12 protein-coding genes are annotated in these 16,836 nt (G+C 67.0%); 5 read left to right on the forward strand and 7 right to left on the reverse strand.

What is annotated here, in order from left to right; all coding sequences use genetic code 11:
• Positions 1-5: 5 nt before the first annotated feature.
• Positions 6-1,580, reverse strand: coding sequence for a LuxR C-terminal-related transcriptional regulator (locus LB310_RS08465; protein ID WP_278805642.1), 1,575 nt, complete (start codon positions 1,578-1,580; stop codon positions 6-8).
• Positions 1,581-2,089: 509 nt separating this feature from the next.
• Between LB310_RS08465 and LB310_RS08470 the strand changes: the two genes are divergently transcribed.
• The 3 genes from LB310_RS08470 (at position 2,090) to LB310_RS08480 (ending at position 5,236) form a co-directional block, all read left to right on the forward strand.
• Complete coding sequence (locus LB310_RS08470) at positions 2,090-4,513, forward strand: molybdopterin-dependent oxidoreductase (RefSeq protein ID WP_278805643.1); 2,424 nt, start codon at positions 2,090-2,092, stop codon at positions 4,511-4,513.
• Between the two features lie 9 nt (positions 4,514-4,522).
• Positions 4,523-4,873: a 4Fe-4S dicluster domain-containing protein gene (locus LB310_RS08475; RefSeq protein WP_087191838.1), complete on the forward strand. Its 351-nt coding sequence runs from the start codon at positions 4,523-4,525 to the stop codon at positions 4,871-4,873.
• A 63-nt stretch (positions 4,874-4,936) separates the two neighbouring features.
• Positions 4,937-5,236: a hypothetical protein gene (locus tag LB310_RS08480; protein ID WP_087191839.1), complete on the forward strand. Its 300-nt coding sequence runs from the start codon at positions 4,937-4,939 to the stop codon at positions 5,234-5,236.
• 114 nt (positions 5,237-5,350) lie between these two features.
• On the opposite strand, the gene LB310_RS08485 is transcribed toward LB310_RS08480, so the two are convergent.
• The 3 genes from LB310_RS08485 to LB310_RS08495 form a co-directional block, all read right to left on the reverse strand.
• Positions 5,351-6,358 (reverse strand): uroporphyrinogen decarboxylase family protein, encoded by a 1,008-nt coding sequence (locus tag LB310_RS08485; protein ID WP_239441087.1) that lies wholly within the window; start codon positions 6,356-6,358, stop codon positions 5,351-5,353.
• Between the two features lie 74 nt (positions 6,359-6,432).
• Complete coding sequence (locus LB310_RS08490) at positions 6,433-7,437, reverse strand: uroporphyrinogen decarboxylase family protein (RefSeq protein WP_278805644.1); 1,005 nt, start codon at positions 7,435-7,437, stop codon at positions 6,433-6,435.
• Between the two features lie 35 nt (positions 7,438-7,472).
• A complete protein-coding gene (locus LB310_RS08495; protein WP_157004785.1) occupies positions 7,473-8,111 on the reverse strand; it encodes a corrinoid protein in 639 nt (212 codons plus the stop codon).
• A gap of 245 nt (positions 8,112-8,356) precedes the next feature.
• Here LB310_RS08495 and LB310_RS08500 point away from each other — a divergent pair, with 245 nt between their 5' ends.
• Together LB310_RS08500 and LB310_RS08505 are read left to right on the forward strand one after the other, a co-directional pair.
• Positions 8,357-9,901, forward strand: a complete 1,545-nt coding sequence (locus tag LB310_RS08500; RefSeq protein WP_278805645.1) for an ASKHA domain-containing protein — start codon at positions 8,357-8,359, stop codon at positions 9,899-9,901.
• Between the two features lie 44 nt (positions 9,902-9,945).
• Positions 9,946-10,530 (forward strand): DUF2284 domain-containing protein, encoded by a 585-nt coding sequence (locus tag LB310_RS08505; RefSeq protein ID WP_087191844.1) that lies wholly within the window; start codon positions 9,946-9,948, stop codon positions 10,528-10,530.
• A gap of 198 nt (positions 10,531-10,728) precedes the next feature.
• On the opposite strand, the gene tig is transcribed toward LB310_RS08505, so the two are convergent.
• The 3 genes from tig to LB310_RS08520 form a co-directional block, all read right to left on the reverse strand.
• Complete coding sequence (gene tig / locus LB310_RS08510) at positions 10,729-12,042, reverse strand: trigger factor (RefSeq protein WP_096226996.1); 1,314 nt, start codon at positions 12,040-12,042, stop codon at positions 10,729-10,731.
• 622 nt (positions 12,043-12,664) lie between these two features.
• Positions 12,665-12,895, reverse strand: coding sequence for a hypothetical protein (locus tag LB310_RS08515; protein WP_278805646.1), 231 nt, complete (start codon positions 12,893-12,895; stop codon positions 12,665-12,667).
• A gap of 486 nt (positions 12,896-13,381) precedes the next feature.
• Positions 13,382-16,834 (reverse strand): FtsX-like permease family protein, encoded by a 3,453-nt coding sequence (locus LB310_RS08520; RefSeq protein ID WP_301154906.1) that lies wholly within the window; start codon positions 16,832-16,834, stop codon positions 13,382-13,384.
• Between the last annotated feature and the right edge of the window lie 2 nt (positions 16,835-16,836).

Raw genomic sequence — 16,836 nt, forward strand, 5'->3', positions numbered from 1 at the left:
ACAGGTCATGCCCGGTCGTGAAGGATATCCTGCAGCATATCCCCGGCACCTGCCACGTCGGTGTTCTCCACCAGGTCCATGAGCTCCTGGCGCGAGTGGACGCCCGTCTTCTGGTAGATGTTGTAGATATGGGCCTTCGCGGTGTGCGACGATATGATGAGCTTCTCGGTAATGTAGTCGGCATTGCGCCCTTTCGCCAGCATGCCGAGCACCTCGCGCTGGCGGTTGGACAGGCCGTAGGTACGGGCTACGATCTCGCATTTTATGTGGAAGATACCCGGGCGGGCCACCGGCCCCTCGCTTGCTGCAGGCTCGACGCCACCCCCGTCCACCGTCTCGAGCTGGCGGATCGGCGTGCCGCCCTTCGCGGAACCGGCGTCCTCACCTGCCCCTTCTTCCTCGTTGCGCTTGATACGCGCCTCATCAGGGTAGTTGTCCTCGGTCATGACGAACGACGCCGAGAATATCACCAGCATCATGAACACCACCACGACGGCAGCAGAGGTCGTCTCGTAGGTCAAGCCGCCCATCCCCGCAGAGGCGAACCCGCAGAACGCCAACGCCATGCCCACCGCGATCCCTGCAAGGCAGACGAGGCGACCGAACGAGAACGCCCTGATGGGAGACAGATCGCACAACGCCACATGCTTGCACATGGCCGAAAGCGAGCACGTGATGGGAAACAACGACCCGCAAAGCAGCAGGGCGGCGAACACGAACTTGAGCGCCGGGGGCGCGAACATGAGCGGAAACGCCACCACGGCGGCGAACGGGAGGAAGAACCGCATGGTGATCGTCTCGTTCACGCGGTTCTTATGGCAGGCATCGACCAGGAGGAACACGCACGTGCCCACCACGAGCACCTCGGTGAGCGCGTAGGCCCCCGAATGCACGGATTCAGTCGAGAGCAGGCAGCCCAGCCCGAACCCGGCCGCCATGCCCGCCGTTGCCGTGGCCAGGTACGATCTCCACACCACGCGGTTGCGCGCGTCCGACGTCTTCCGGTCCACCACCGGCTGTCGGCCCAAGTGGAAGAACGAGAACACGCAGGCGTAGGCTGCGAACGCCACCACCGGGAACACGAGCGCAAAAGGGAATCCCATGTCGTCGCCGGCGAACAGCAGGCCGGCGCACGCAGCGAGCGCGCAGGAGAATATGCCCAGTACGTAGGTCTTGATGGACATGTGGAAATTCAGGCAGACGAACTCGCCGTACAGGCCGTAGATCAAACCGAACCCCGCTCCCAGCAGCATGGCAGGAAGCAACGTCCACGTGCCGGACGGGGAAAGCCACATCCCCGCCACCCCTGCCGCCGTGCAAGCGAGGGCCAAGACGTATTGCACCCGCTTGCGCGACGAGAAAAAATCCGAGAAGGCCCAGGTACAAGCCAGCGCCGCCATGGCACCCAGCACGAAGCAGAGATGCGGCCCGCCCGCCGCGCTCGCAGCGGAAGCGGGGGGGACGAAGGCCGACGTGCCCAACATGAGGAACGCCCATCCGTAGCAGGCGACGGTCCCCACCAACCCGATGAGCATGCGCGGGTTGACGAGCAGCCACTGCTCCTTGCTTCCGTCTCCCATAAGCTCGCGCACAAATTCTGTACCGTTATCCTGCTTCAACGATTTCAACCCCCTGAAACCATCGCCGAAATACCACTCCGACCCCTCGCGCCTTCGGGCTTAGAAGGTGCCCGAAGGCGTCCGCACGTTATATCATGACCTCGCAATCCTCCGCAAACCGCTCATAATGGCACCTTCCTCGCCGCCACCCTCCGTCGTGCCCAGCATAAACCACCTAGGCCTTGCACCCGCGAAGATAAGGCATGGGGTATTAGGCTCGTGCCGAAGATAAGGCGCGCCTTCGCATGGCGACCTGCCACCACCGCGCCTTCCGCGTGCGCCCTCTTCCGCGCGTCTGCGGGCCCAGCACCGCGCTTGGGGAAATCAGGCGCCACGCCCCACGGCACCGCAGCCGGCCGTGCCGAAATAGGAAGCCCGACGGCATGTCGCCTGCGGGCGTCCTCCCTAGAATCTCGGGTATGCGACAAGCTCGCGAGGCCGCGGGCCGCATGGGACGAGAAAGGAGCACCATGGCCGACTACCGAGAGTTTCTGGAAAAGCTCGACCGCAAGGCCTACCACGAAGGGGAATGGCAGTGGCAGGAGGACGGCTACACCGTCACCCGCACGACGCACTGGTCGCCACCGGGCTGCCACATGGGCTGCGGCGTGCTGCTGTACACGAAGGACGGCAAGCTCGAACGCGTTGAGGGCGATCCGCTGAACGCCGTTGCCAACGGCAAGCTGTGCATGCGCTGCCTCGACCTTCCCGAGGCGGTGAACCACCCCGACCGCCTGAAGTACCCCCTGCGCCGCTCCGGCGAGCGCGGCCAGGACCGGTGGGAGCGCATCAGCTGGGACGAGGCCTACGATGAGATCACCGAGCGCGTACTCGCCATCAAAAAGGAGCACGGACCGGAATCCATCGTGGTCGTGCATGGCACCGGCCGCAATATTGGCTGGCAGGTCCCCTACTTCGCGTCGGCCTGCATGGAGACGCCGAATGTCTCCACGTTCGGGTTCACCGGCTTCGCCTGCTACCTGCCGCGCATGATCGGCACGTCGGCGAAGTACGGCGACATGATCATCGTGGACGCCTCGCAGGCCCACCCCGACCGCTACGCGAACCCCGACTGGCAGGCGCCCGGCGTCGTCCTGGTGTGGGGCAACGAGCCCATCAAGTCGAACGCCGACGGCTTTTTGGGCCATTGGCTCGTGCAGTGCGTGCAGATGGGCTCTAAGATCGTCTCCGTCGATCCGCGCCTCACCTGGTGGGGGGCCCGCGCGGCGTACTGGCTGCCCGTGCGGCCCGGCACCGACGCCGTGGCGGCCATGGCGCTGCTCAACGTGATCATCGAAGAGGACCTCTACGACCATGACTTCGTGGACCGCTGGTGCTACGGCTTCGAGGCGCTCGCCGAGCGCGTGGCCGACAAGACGCCCGAGTGGGCCGCGCCTATCTGCGAGGTGGACGCCGACGCGCTGCGCGGCGCCGCCCGCCTCATCGCCACGTCGTCGAGCTGCGCCTGCCAGTGGGGCCTCGCCTTCGAGCAGCAGATCGCCGCGCTCGGCGTGACCGAGGCCGTGGCGGACCTCATGGCCATCACCGGCAACATCGACAACCCCGGCGGCAACGCGCTGTACCGCTGCGCCTTCCTCATCGAGAAGCGCTACGGCCTGGGCGACGAGTACATCGATCCGGAGGTGTACGCCAAGAAGCTCATACCCGCCACCTCGGGCATCAACGAGTCAAACATCGTTTCGTGCGCCGACACCGACGCCATCCTGGCAGCCATCGAGACGGGCGAGCCCTACCCCATCCAGATGTTCTGGATCCAGAGCTCCAACGCGCTGGCCTGCGCCTCCATGGACCCGGCCCGCACGCGCGCAGCCCTCATGAAGGTGCCGTTCATCGTGGTGGCGGACCCGTTCATGACGCCCACGGCCCAAGCGGTTGCCGACATCGTGCTGCCCGTGGCCATGAGCTGCGAGCGCAATTCCTGCCGCACCTGGTGGACGCCCGTGCGCACCATGGTGAAGGTGACCGACTACTACGAGGCGAAGTCAGACGAGCAGATCTGCCTCGAACTGGGAAAGCGCATCAAACCCGAGCACTGGCCGTGGGCCGACGACAAGGAATGGTGCACCTGGTACCTCACCGACCAGCTGGCGCCCGGCGGCACCGAGTACGACCGCACCTGGGAGGACACGGTGCAGAACCCGAGCGAGAACAGCTGCAACGGCACGGCGTACTGGGACTGGGACGCCACGTACCATAAGTACGAGAAGGGCATGCTGCGCCCCGACGGCCAGCCGGGCTTCAACACGCCTACCGGGCGCATCGAGCTGTGGTCGTTCGGCTACGACCACTGGGGCGTCGACCCGCTGCCCTACCACATCGAACCGCCCGAGAGCCCGCTCTCCACGCCCAAGACCTTCGAGGAGTTCCCGCTCATCCTCTCCGGCGGAGGGCGCTCCTTCGAGTTCTTCCATTCGGAGCACCGCCAGCTGCCCACCATGCGCGAGTTCCACCCCGACCCGCTCATCATGGTGAGCCCGGAGGACTGCAAGCGCTTCGGCGTGCGCGACGGCGCGTGGATTTGGGTCGAGAACAGCCGCGGTGCCCGTTTCAAGCAGAAGGTGAAGGAGACCATCGAGGTCATGCCCGGACGCGTGCATGCCGAGCACGGCTGGTGGTTCCCCGAGCAGGACGGCGCCGAGCCCAACTTCTACGGCGCGTACGACTCGAACCTCAACAACATGACCGAGGCGTTCCGCACGGGACAGGGCGGCATTGGGTCCGCCATCAAGAGCATGCTCTGCAAGATCTACCCCGTGCAGGAAGGCGACGTGCTCCCGCACGAGGTCATCGCCGAGAAGGGCGACTTCGCACCCTACGAGCCCGGCAAGCCCTACGAGCCGGTCGAAGAGCCCGTCGTCACGGTTATGAGCTAGGAGGCTCGCATGGAAGGCATACTGGTCAACTACGAATACTGCACGGGCTGCCACTCCTGCGAGGTGGCCTGCCGCAACGCCCGCGGCCTCGCGGCCGGGGAGTTCGGCATCAAGCTCGCCGAGGTGGGCCCCTACCGCTACGAGACGCCCATCGACGCCGACACGCCGTACGAATGGGTGTACAACCCCACCCTCACAAAGGCGTGCGATATGTGCGCGGAGCGCACTGCCACAGGCAAGATGCCCGCCTGCGTGCAGGCCTGCCAAGCATGGTGCCTGTACCACGGCGAGGTGGAGGAGCTCGTGCGGAAGATGGACGGCAAAACCCGCTGGGCGCTCTACACCCCTGCAGGCAAGTAACGGCAATCGATCGCCGGCCCCCTTGCCCCGGCGGCAAGGGGGCCGCACGCAAGGAGGGATACCATGGAGATCAACGTGACCATCAGGGGCGAGGAGAAGTTCCGCGCGTTCGTCGAGGAGCACGCCCTTATCGGCTACGACGCCGCGAGAAGCGACCTCGAGGAGCAGTTCCTCGCCGACGAGAAGGCCGGCCGCTACGTCCTGGCGCCCGAGAAGGCCAAGGACGGCCAAGAGCACGTGAAGCCCTGCATGGGCGTGTGCCTGGCCTACGACGCCCAGGGAACGCAGCTCGGCGGCGGCAAGGCCTACCTCGACAAGGGCCAGGAACCGGCCCGCAAGGACCTCACGATCGTGTTCATGTAGGAGCATCGCGGCTCCCTGCCGGGCATTCCGCATGCCGAACACCCAAACGTACGACGGCCGCCGTCCCCTCCGGGACGGCGGCCGTCGCCTTTCTCCCGCTAAATGGGCACGGCGCTACGAGGGCCGCTGCCCCGCCTCCAAAATCGGGTGCTCCTGCGCCCATCGCCGGCCGTACTTCTCCAGCTCGTCGTTCACGATGGCATCGTTCCACGCGCGGAAGCACTTGCCGCTCGGGATGGAAGGGTAGAAGCGCCCTGCCGGGCAGTACGCGTCGATGGCGCGGCGCACCTCGGCCCTGATCTCCTCCTCGCCGATGTGCTCGATGTCCACCGCCGGGGCGTCGATGCCGCCGATGATGGCCAGCTCGCCTCCCGTCCTCTCCTGAATGGCGGGGAGATCGTTCTGCGGTATGGCGCCCTGCCAGATGTCGATGCCCATCTCCACCATGTCCTCCACTATGGGCTCGCAGATGCAGTCGGCGTGGTGCACGAACAGCATGCCGCACTCGTGCGCCGCCGCCACGATCTCGGCATGCAGGGGCTTGATCAGCTCACGCCACACGGTGGGCGGCAGGAACAGGTTCTGCTTCGATCCCCAGTCGTCCTGGAAGAACACCACGTCGGGCTGGAACTGGCGCGCCGCCTCTCGCAGGACGGCTATCTTGTAATCGGCTATCGCGCGCAGCATGTCCGCCATGTCCTCGGGCTCCTCCAAGTAGGCGCAGAACGCGTCCTCCATGCCCATGAGGAAATGGGAGCGCTCGAACAGCCCCTGTGCCGAGAAGAGCCCCACGAACCGCTCGCTGCGGTCCGCACCGGCGGCGAATTCCCTCGCCGCGCTCCAGTCGAGCCCCTCGAGCGCGGGCACCTTCAGCTGCTCGCGCCACGCCGTGACGTCCTTCACCACGGCGTTCTCCGGCGTGACGTGGGGGTGCTTGCCGGGAGAGCCGGGCAGCTTCACGCATACCGTGCCCCAGCTGTCCCGATGCTCTAAACCGTCGTCGGGCACGCTGTCCGCCGCGAAGACGGGGTCTGGCGCGAAGTCGAGCGCCGCCATGAAATCGCCGTAGTAGTCCGGCTGCTCCCGGTTGAATATCGCCATCATGTTCTCTCTGGGTTTCACGTATCCTCCTCGTTTCGAAATGCAGCATCTTCCGGTTACGCGCAAGAACCTCCCCGAAGCCCTGTCGTCCCGCCCTACCGCGCGTAGAACTCGTCGACGGCGGCGAAGAACGCGTCGATGTTCTCCAAGGGCGCCATCGGCGGCACGTCGCAGCCGGTGGATATAACGAAGTTGGGGTAGCCCGCGCACGTCTCCAGCACCTCGATCGTCGCCGCGCGCACAGAGTCCGGGGTGCCGTTGCGCAGCTGCTCGGCAGGGGCCACGTTGCCCATGGCCACGCGGTCGGCAGGAACGAGGGGCATCACGTCGACCATGGAGATGGCGTTGCCGAAGTGGAAGGCGGCGGCGCCGGTGGCCACGATGGAGTCCATCATCTTGGGGACCCCGCCGCCGCAGTTGTGGTAGACCACGGCGAAGGAGTCGGTTTGCACCTCTTCCACGATGCGGCGCACGTAGGCAGAGGAGAACTCCTCGGCGAGATCGGGCGACAGAAGGCCCGCCAACGGCTCGGCCAAGACCACGCCGTCGGCTCCCGCTGCGCGGAAGGCGGCCGCGTAGGCGGCGACGAACCCGGCAGCCTTGCCGAGCACGGCATGCACGAGCTCGGGCTCCTCGTAGCACAGGACCATGACCTCGGACACGTCCATGAGCCGCCCTGCCAGCGAGAACGGCCCTATCGCGCCGGCAAGCACCGGGCGGTCGCCGATCAAGGGGGCCACCTTGGCGATGGCCTCCACGTACAGCCCCGTGCGCCCTGCTCCCACCGCGGGCACCGCGATGTCGTCGGGATCGGTGTCCTCGTCAACCAGCGCGCCCACCACCGTGGGAACCTCGTCGTCGCTCACGACCGTCTCCGCCCCGAACGCCTCCGCCTCCACGGACAGGTCCATGAACGACACCGAGGCCGCTGTCGGGTACTTCTGGGCGATGAGTCGCATGGCCTCGGCCTGGTAGTCCGACGATCCGATGAGGTCGCGCACCGTGATGCCCATCAGCTGCACGGCAGGAAACGACAACACCGGCAGCGCCTTCTTGTTTTCCGACATGATGACGTCGGCGAACCACTTCCTCATATCCATGGGGTGCTCCTCCTTCCGGGCGTGCCGCCCACCCCTTACGCTCCCACCAGCTCGGCAGCCTTGACGGCGGCCGCGCCCGCGTCGGGCGTGTACGCATCGGCGCCAACCTCGTCGGCATACGCCTGCGTCACCGGGGCGCCGCCTATCATGACCTTCACCTTGTCGCGCAAACCCGCCTCCTCGATAGCCCTGATCGTTGCACCGATCTCGGGCATCGTGGTGGTGAGCAGCGCCGAGCAGCACACAATGTCGATGTCGTCGTGCTCTTGCAGAAAGCTCACGAACTTCTCCGGCGCAACATCCACGCCGAGGTCCGTCACCTCGAAGCCTTTGCCCTCTATCATCATGCGCACGAGGTTCTTGCCGATGTCATGCATGTCGCCCTTGACCGTGCCGATGACGGCCTTGCCCAAGGGTTCGGCGCCCGCCTCGGCAAGATACGGCTTGAGTACCTCGGTGCCCGCGGACATGGCGCGCGCAGCCACCAGCATCTCGGGCACGAACGCCTCCCCGGCGCTGAAGCGGTCGCCGATGACGCCCATGGGGGCGATAAGCCCCTCGTCGAGGATAACCTGGGCCGCCACCCCCTCGTCGAGCGCCTGTTGCACCAACGGGCCGACTTCCTTCCTCTTGCCGCGCATCACCGCACTGGCGATCTCCTCGGTCGTTGCCATGGGTACCTCTCTTCCTCTCGCGGTCGACAGCCAATCGCACCAGTTTAGGAAGGCTCGTCGAAAAGAGCATGGGGCGGGAATGCTTATTTTCCCCGCATGCGCACACGGCGCCGGCAGGCACGTCAGGTACGGCACCCGAAGTTGACCGGGTGGGTCATGCGGGAGTGCTGATCTTGCACGGCAGGCCCCCAAGCCCGCCGCCGATGCGCTACCATGGCGCTTCCCCGAGAGGAAACGGAGGGCTCATGGACGTGACCGTGCAAAGCAGGGGCGGCGGCATCAGGCATATCGAGGCAGAGGCGGGGCAAACCCTGCTCGAGGCCCTGCGCAAAGGCGGCGTGACGGCGTTCGCCCCCTGCGGCGGCGCCGGTACCTGCGGAGGGTGCCGCATCCTCGTGCATGATCGGTCGGGCGCAGGATACCGCCTTGCCTGCCAGACCATCGTGGAAGACGGCATGGTGGCCGTGGCTGACGACCTGGGGACCCTGGCGGTGGCAGGCGGCGATGCCGCGGCCGCTTCGGGGCAGGCGACATCAGGCACAGACGCGCGGTTCGGATTAGCCGTCGACATTGGAACCACCACGCTGGCGCTGCACTTAGTGGACCTCGGCTCCCGAAGCATCGTGGCCAGTATCGGCAGGGTGAACCCCCAGGTTGCTTTCGGCGGCGACGTGGTCGCGCGCATCGGGGCCGCCTCGTCGGCGGAGGGGATGGAGGCGCTCTGCTCCGCCTTGCGCGGCGGGCTCGACGATGCGCTCGCCGCCCTCGGCCGCAGCGCGGGGCGGAGCATCGGTTGGGAGGACCTCGAGCGCGTGGCCGTGGCGGGCAACACCGTCATGGAGCACTTCGCGGCGGGCATCGACCCCAAGCCCATCGGCGCCTACCCCTTCACGCCATCTGCGCTCTTCGGTGGCGAGCGCAGGCTGTGGCAGGCAGACGGCCGCGCAGGCCGTCCCGTGCGCGCGTACCTGGCGCCCGCCGTGGCAGGATACGTGGGCGGAGACGTGACAGCCGGGCTCCACGTCGCAGGGCTGGCGCGCTCGCCCGAGCTCCAGCTGTACCTCGACATCGGCACGAACGGCGAGATGGCGCTTGGCAGCAGCGGGCGCATCGCGTGCTGCGCGACGGCGGCCGGCCCCGCGTTCGAGGGCGCCAACATAGCGTTGGGCATGCCGGCGTTAAGGGGTGCCGTGAGCGCCGTCTCGATCGAAGACGGCGAGCTCGCCGTCACGACCGTGGGCGGCGCCGAGCCGGTCGGCATCTGCGGGTCCGGGCTCTTGGACGCCGTCGCCTGCTTGCTCGACCTGGGCATCGTCGACGAGACCGGGCGCCTGCTCGAAGCCGGGGAAGCCAACCGGGACCTCGCGCATCGCCTGAGCCGGGAGCAGGGCCAACGGGCATGCTACCTCGACGCCGAAAGGCGCGTATACCTCACCCAGGCCGACGTGCGCAGCGTGCAGCTGGCGAAGGCTGCCCTACGGGCGGGCATCGGCGCGCTTATGGACGAGATGCACGTCTCATGTGACGATGTGAGCCGCGTCGCACTGGCCGGCGGGTTCGGGTCTCACCTCAGCGCGGCGAGCGCAGCCCGCATCGGCCTGATACCCGCAGCCCTCGAGCCCAAGGTCGACCCGCTGGGAAACGCGGCAGGGGAAGGGGCAGCAGCGGCCCTCTTCCCGGAAGGCCGGACAGCCTTGGAGCGCATCGCCGCCTCATGCTCGTACCTCGAGCTCTCGACGAGCGCGGCGTTCGCCGCCCACTATCTCGATGCGATGGGCTTCGAGCCATGATGTGCGCAGCATGCACCTGCCGTGATGCAGGCTGCGCAGGTGAAATGGACGCCCGCAGGGGCGCCTTCGTCTGCGAGCTGGCGGCGCGGGCCCGCAACCGGGGGTTCGCCCACTACGGATGCACTCCTGCAACAAGCCTGTCCGTGAACCCCGCAGTCCGCTCCCTGTGCGCGGAGAACCGCTGCCGATCCTACGGACGGAACTGGACGTGCCCGCCCGCGTGCGGAACCCTGGACGATTTCTCGGCAGCCCTGGCAAGCCGCTCCGTCGCACTCGTCGTGCAAACGGTCGGGCAGCTGGAGGACGAGTTCGATGTCGAAGGAATGATGGCGGCGGAACGGGTGCACAAGGAGCGGTTCAAGGCGCTTGCACAAGATGCCCTCGATGGCTTCGACACCGGCAGACAGGGGCTGCGATCAGGCATCCCACGTCCCCTGCCCCTGTCTGCCGGCGCATGCACGCTCTGCACCGCATGCAGCTGTCCCGACGCACCCTGCCGCCACCCCGATCGCGCGCTCGTCTCGATGGAGGCGGCGGGCCTGATGGTCTCCGAAGCATGCGAGGCGGCCGGCCTGCCCTACTACCACGGCCCAGGCACCATCTCCTACACCAGCTGCATCCTGCTCTAAGCACTTTCGCCAACCAGCCGCCCTACGCCCACCCCCTCTTCGCCCAACCCAAGACGCGAACGAGGGGAGTCGTACCGGCGCATACAGCCAGCCTCCGAGAACCGCGCACCCATCCCAAGCCGACAAAAAGCGCGCTCGAAAAGCAAAGGAACCGGCCCAAGAGCCGGTTCCTCCCTCATAAACGATGCTGCCCTGCCGCTACTCGGCCGCGGGGGCCTCGTTCGGGTCCTTCACGGTGATGTCCGCGTGCTCGAGGAGCCACTTGTTCGCCTTGATGCGCTCGGCCGCCTCGCGCAGCGCGAAGCCGCGGCCCGACTCCTCCATCTGGCGACGCACGCCCTGGGGGTTCTGCGGGTTCATGGCAGCGCAGGCCTCCTGCACGTCCTCGTCGCTCACCACCAGGCCCTCGTGGCGGAACAGGGCGTCCAGCGCGTAGCCCTGCACGAGCATCTGGCGCGTCTGCATCATCATCATCATGTTGAACTGCTGCTCGCCGCCCTGCTGCTCGACGAACTGGTCCCACGTCATGTTCTGCTGCTCCACCTCGGCGCGCATGTTGTTCATGAGGTTGCGGGACATGGACTCGTACACCTCGTCGGCGATGCTGCCCTTGAAGCGCTTCGCCAGCTCGCCGGCGGCCATGTTGCGCTTGTAGTTCTCGTACTCGCCCGACAGCTGGCGGTTCAGGCCGCGGCGGATGTCGTCGCGCATGGCGGCCACGTCCTTGTACATGGGCATGAACTTCGCCACCCAGGCGTCGTCGATGACGGGGGCAACCTTCTTCTGGATCTCCTTGACCGTGACGGTGCACTCGATGGTCTCGACGATCTCGTTGCCCTCGTCGTCGATGCCGGGGCCCTCGAACGTGAAGGTCTTCGTCTCGCCCACGTCCATGCCGATGATGTTCTCGTCGAAGCCGTCGGGCATGAGGCCGGCGCCGGCGGAGTACGTGCGCGCGTCGGTGGTCAGGCCGGGCAGCTTCTCGCCGTTCTCATAGGACTCCATGGCCAAAAGGCAGCTGTCGCCCTTGCGCACGGGGTGCGGGTCGTCGGCCACGAACTCGGCGTAGCGCTCGGCAACCTGGTTGATCTGCTCGTCCACCTGGCGCTCGTCGATCGACACCTCCTGGATGGTGATGGAGACCGGCTCGTAGGACGTCAGCTCGTAGTCCGGCTTCGGCGTGAGGTGCAGGCCGAACTGGAACGTCTGGCCGCGCTTGAGCGCCGTCTTGGGCTCGGGCTGCGGCGGGAACGCAGGGATGACGCCGACCTTGTCGATGGCGAACGGCACGAGGGCCTCGACCGCCTGGTTCATGACGACCGAGTCCAAATCCTTGATGCCCATGCGCTCCTCGGCGGCCTGGGCCACCGTCTTGTCCTTCTCGGGGCGCATGCCCATCTGCTGGGCGAACGCGAGGTGCGCGTTGTTGAGCGCGTTGCTCACCTCGGCCGTCGAGGCAACGGCGTCGATCAGCAGGCGGCCGTCGTCGAGCTTCTTCTGAGTGACTTTCATCTTGGTTCCGTCTCCTTCTTACGAGCACTGCGGCGCATGGCGCCGGATGGAGGCGGAAACGGCGTGCCGACCGCAATGCGATACGTGCAGAAACCGTGCACGGACGTTCCCCTCCAATACCTTGCTAGCTTGCAATTGTAGCGCACATCGCCGCCCACCGCGACGAGATGCCCGCAAATATAAGGCGATGTCCAACCGGCTGTACTCCGGGGAAAAGAGACTGCACGGCATGCGTTCCGCGAAGCCCAAGAAGGGCGAACGAGGTGCGGGAGGTCTATTCAGGGGGTTCAACCTCCGCGCCCGCGCGGCGCATACCGTGCAGCACGCCCTGTACTATACGGAAAGGCCGCTCAAAGTGCATTATACCAAGGGGCCTATTTTGCACCCCGGCCTCATACCAGACGTACCAGATTCCCGGCCGCTAACGGGAAACACGCGCCATAGGGTCCCTTGGAAAACCGCATCCGGCTCCGTCACGCCTTAGAACCGCGTTACCACTGATCCCCTCCCCCCTTCCCGCACGCCGCCCGCCTCCACAGCGCCCGATACGACAAGACCCCCGGCAAAGAGAGGCCGGGGGTCTGCGCTCGCCGTCGAAGAGGAGGTCGGCGAAAAGGGATAGCTACTTGCCGGGGGTGCCGGGGGCGGCAGGGGGCTTCGGGGCGCCCGGGGCGCCGGGGGCCTTCGGGGCGCCGGGCACGCCGGGGGCGCCCGGGGCGCCGGGCATACCCGGGGCCTTCGTCGCCTTGGCGCCGCAGCTCGGGCACGCGTCCAGGCTGGGGTCCACTTCCGCGCCGCACTTGGGGCACTTGATGGGGCCGTTCAGGTCAACCGCTGCTGGTCTGAAGCACATGAGGAGATCCTTTCTCTTTTATGGTCCGATCGGTCCGTCGCGAAACCCCGGGCCCTGCTCGGGCTTGCGTGGTCTTCGAGGATCGGCCCGGAGCGTGCAGGGGGGCTTGCGCCGGGCCGATCCTCGAAGCGAACTCGACCTCTCGCAGACTACTCTAGCGTTCAGTACCGTGGCCGAGCATCCCCTATAAGCGCTTAAATAGTTGAAAAGCCGTAATACCTATGGTCTGATTCATTTCCGCGACCTGCGGTTTTGTCCACAGCGAGAGTTTTGGGAAATCCTTCACGGAAGCGAGCCCTACAAAAACACACCCACTCGCAGGTCGCCCCTCTCGCCTGCCGAACGTCAAGCGAGTCGCGCTTGCGGAGAGCGCCTCGGGGCGGCGCTTGATGCGAGTTCCGCACGAGCCGAACGCCCCAGCGGGGCGTTCGTGCGAGCCAGGACTGCCCGAGCAGCAAGCGCCGCCCCGAGGCGCTCCTGGAAGGCTTACTCGTTGGACTTCAGGCTCTCCACCATGTCCACCCGTGCGAGCTTGCGGCGCATGGCCAGCATGACCAGCACGGTGAACAGCATGGTGAGCAGAAACGCTATCACGAAGCTCGCCGCATGGATGGTGCGGCCGAACATCACCTGGTCCACTTCCGCCGTCACCACCACGAAGCTCTCCATGAACACGCCGAGCACGAGCCCGACCGCGCACCCGATGACCGACAGCAGCATGGTCTCGCGGTAGATGTAGGCGCTCACCTCGCGCGGCGTGAAGCCCAGCACCTTGAGCGTGGCTATCTCGCGCTGCCGCTCGGTGATGTTGATGTTCGTGAGGTTGTACAGCACGATGAACGCGAGCGCCGCCGCGGCCACCACGAGCACGATCACGATGAGCCCCACGCTCTTGAGCATGGACTTGTACGCGTCGATCACCTCGTCGTTGTAGGCCACGGTCTTCACCCCGTCGATGGCGCGCACCGCGTCGTTGAACTGCGCGCGCTCCCCGGCGTCGGAGCTCGTCACGGCGTAGTACGTGGAGAACGCCGGCTGGCCGCCCTCCATGCGCGCGTACTCGCCCGGGCCGATGAACACGTAGTTGTAGATGTAGTTCTCCATGACGCCCGTGACCGTGAGGTCGAACGTCTTGTCCGTGGCGTTGCCCATCTCGTCCTGCTCGGCCAGGCGCACCGTGTCGCCCACGCCCACCCCCAGCTCGTTCGCCAGCTTCTCGGCCAGCACCACGCCGTCGTCGCCGATGGACAGCGGCTCATGCCCCACGCGCGTGCGCACGGTGAGGAAGTCGGCGAGCCCGCCCGGGTCCTCGGGCACCACCACGGACGCATGAACGTCGGCCTTGTCCGGCCCGCTGGCCACCATGCTCGCGCTCTGCACGCGCGTGGAGGACTCCACGGCGCCGCCTGCACCCAGCAGGTCGTCCAGCTCCTGCTGCGACGCGGCCGGCAGGTCGTCCTCCGTGGTCACGACGGCGTTGTAGTGCACGATCTCGCCGTACTGCTTGTCGATGATGTCGTTGATGGCGTCCTGCAGGCCCAGGCCCGTGAGCAAGAGCGCCGTGCAGCCGGCGATGCCGATAACCGTCATCACGAACCGCTTCTTGTAGCGGAACAGGTTGCGGAACGTGACCTTCCACGAGAACGACAGCCGCCGCCACAGCGGGGCGATGCGCTCGAGCAGGATGCGCTTGCCGGCCTTCGGCGCACGCGGCAGCATGAGGGTGGCCGGACGCTCGCGCAGCGTGGCGAACACGGCCGCCCAGGTGGCGACAAGCGTCACGCCCACGCCGAGACCGGCCGCCAAACCCGCGAGCCCCAGGTCGATGGGCAGCGGCCCGTGTGGCACGAAGTAGATGATGGCGTAGGCCTCGGAGATCACGGCGGGCAGCACCTGCGACAGCACCGCGATGCCCAGCACGCTGCCCGTCACGCTGGCCACGGCAGCGTACAGCAGGTACTTCGAGGCGATGCGCGCGCGGCTGTACCCGAGCGCCTTGAACGTGCCGATGAGAACGCGCTCCTCCTCCACCATGCGCGTCATGGTGGTGAGCGCCACGAGCGCCGCCACGAGGAAGAAGATGAACGGGAACACCTGCGCGATGGAGTCCACGCGGTTCGCGTCGGACTCGAAGCTCGCCACGCCGTAGTTCTGGTCGCGGTCCATGACGAGCCACGACGGGTTCTCCAAGTCGTCGATCTTCTGCTGTGCGTCGGCTATTTGCCGCTCGGCATCGGCGAACTGCGCGTCGGCGTCGGCCTTCTGAAGCTCGTACTCGGCCAGGCCGCTCTCGTAGTCGGCCCTGCCCTGCTCGAGCTGAGAGCGCCCGCTCGCTATCTGCCCCGCCGCCTCGTCAAGCTGCTGCTGCGCCGCCGCGATCTGCGCGTCGGCCTGCGAGCGTGCGGACGCCAGGTCGGCGGTGCCCTGCTCGACCTGCGCGACGGCGGCGTCGAACTGCGCCTTCTGGGCGTCGAACGCGTCCTGCTGGGCGTCGAGCTCCCCACGCGCCGCATTGACCGCCTGCTGCTGCGTTTCGAGCTCGACGCGAGCTTCGTCGAGAGCCGCCTGCCCTCGGTCGATCTCCACCTTGCCCGCATCGAGGACCTGCTTCTGGGCTTCCAGCCTCGCCCTGTTCTCGGCGTAATCGGGATTTTCGGAGTGAGCCTCGTTCGCATCCCACGCCGCCTGCCAAAGCGCCATGTTCTGCTGCCACTCGGCCGCCTTCGCCGACAGGGCGTCCTGCCGGCCCTGCCACTCGCCCCACCCCGCCGCCAGCGCGTCGGCTCCCTGCTGCCACTGCGCCCAGGCGTCGGCCAGCTGGGCCTGCCCCTGCTCGATGGCGGGGCGGGCGGCGTCGGTCTGGGCGCGGCCGTCGGCGAGCTGCCGTTCGGCCTCCGCAAGCTGCGCCTCGGCGCTCGCGCGCTGGCTCGCCAGCTCGTCCGCGCCGCGGTCGTAGGAAGCTTGCGCGTCGGCGAGCTTCTGCTCGTTCTCGGCGATGGCCGCAGCCGCCTCGTCCAGCTGGCGCTGCGCGTCGTCCAGCTGCTGCTCGGCATCCGCCCGCTCGCGCTCGTAGTCGGCGCGCTTCTCGTCGAGCTCCTTCTGGGCGTCGGCACGCAGCCCGTCAACGCGGGCCTGCTCGCGCGCGGGGGCGAGGGCCTCTATGCGGTCCTCCACCTCGTGCACGCGCTCGAAGTAGGCGTCGCTTCCCGAGAACTCGTCCGCCGCCCCCGCCACCGTGACGAAGGCCTCCGTGTAGGGCAGATCCTTCGAGAAATCTGATTCCGGCACGAACATGAACTGCTGCACCGAGCCCGACCCGAGCGAGGTGGTGCCCATGGACGTGGATGACACGTAGTACGACGAGTGCACGTAGCCCACCACCTGGTACGTGCGCGTGGCCAGCACGTCGTCCACGTCCTGCGAGCCCTCGGTGATCTGCACCGTGTCGCCGATCTTCGTGGGGGTGTTCATCACCTTGTCGGCCGACAGCACGCACTCGCCCTCGCGCACCGGCCACGAGCCCTCCACGAGGACGGGCCGGTTCAGGTAGTCGACGGCGTCGGAGACCGCGTTCACGCCGTCGCCCGTGTTGCTTTCCGCAGCGGCGGCGGGCAGCGAGTGCACGCGGATGGCGTACTGCTCGTCGTTCACCGTGGCCATGACGTCCGTCTCGTAGGCGCCCATGACCTGCGCGACACCCTCCACGCCGCGCAGGGCGGCCAGGTCGCCGTCGGTCAGGCCGAGCGTCGACACCACGCGGATGTCCATGAGGTTCGTGCCGTCGTAGAACTGGTCGGCCGCGAGCTTCATGTCGGGGGCCGTCATGCGCAGCCCCGCGTAGAAGCCCGTGCCCAGCGCCACGATGCCGGCGATGGCCAGGAAGCGCCCGAGCGAGTGCGTGACGGAACGGAGGACGTCCTTGTTGAATGCGCCCCTCAAGC

Origin of the sequence: Gordonibacter sp. RACS_AR49 (genome assembly GCF_030418435.1) — a bacterium.
Classification (GTDB): Bacteria; Actinomycetota; Coriobacteriia; order Coriobacteriales; family Eggerthellaceae; genus Gordonibacter; species Gordonibacter urolithinfaciens.

What these genes read in the sequence shown, in the direction of transcription:
- LB310_RS08515 (WP_278805646.1), bottom strand. Translation starts at nt 12,895, where the DNA reads ATGTGCTTCAGACCAGCAGCGGTTGACCTGAACGGCCCCATCAAGTGC.
- LB310_RS08465 (WP_278805642.1), bottom strand. Translation starts at nt 1,580, where the DNA reads ATGGGAGACGGAAGCAAGGAGCAGTGGCTGCTCGTCAACCCGCGCATG.
- LB310_RS08470 (WP_278805643.1), top strand. Translation starts at nt 2,090, where the DNA reads ATGGCCGACTACCGAGAGTTTCTGGAAAAGCTCGACCGCAAGGCCTAC.
- LB310_RS08475 (WP_087191838.1), top strand. Translation starts at nt 4,523, where the DNA reads ATGGAAGGCATACTGGTCAACTACGAATACTGCACGGGCTGCCACTCC.
- LB310_RS08495 (WP_157004785.1), bottom strand. Translation starts at nt 8,111, where the DNA reads ATGGCAACGACCGAGGAGATCGCCAGTGCGGTGATGCGCGGCAAGAGG.
- LB310_RS08480 (WP_087191839.1), top strand. Translation starts at nt 4,937, where the DNA reads ATGGAGATCAACGTGACCATCAGGGGCGAGGAGAAGTTCCGCGCGTTC.
- tig (WP_096226996.1), bottom strand. Translation starts at nt 12,042, where the DNA reads ATGAAAGTCACTCAGAAGAAGCTCGACGACGGCCGCCTGCTGATCGAC.
- LB310_RS08500 (WP_278805645.1), top strand. Translation starts at nt 8,357, where the DNA reads ATGGACGTGACCGTGCAAAGCAGGGGCGGCGGCATCAGGCATATCGAG.
- LB310_RS08490 (WP_278805644.1), bottom strand. Translation starts at nt 7,437, where the DNA reads ATGGATATGAGGAAGTGGTTCGCCGACGTCATCATGTCGGAAAACAAG.
- LB310_RS08505 (WP_087191844.1), top strand. Translation starts at nt 9,946, where the DNA reads ATGGACGCCCGCAGGGGCGCCTTCGTCTGCGAGCTGGCGGCGCGGGCC.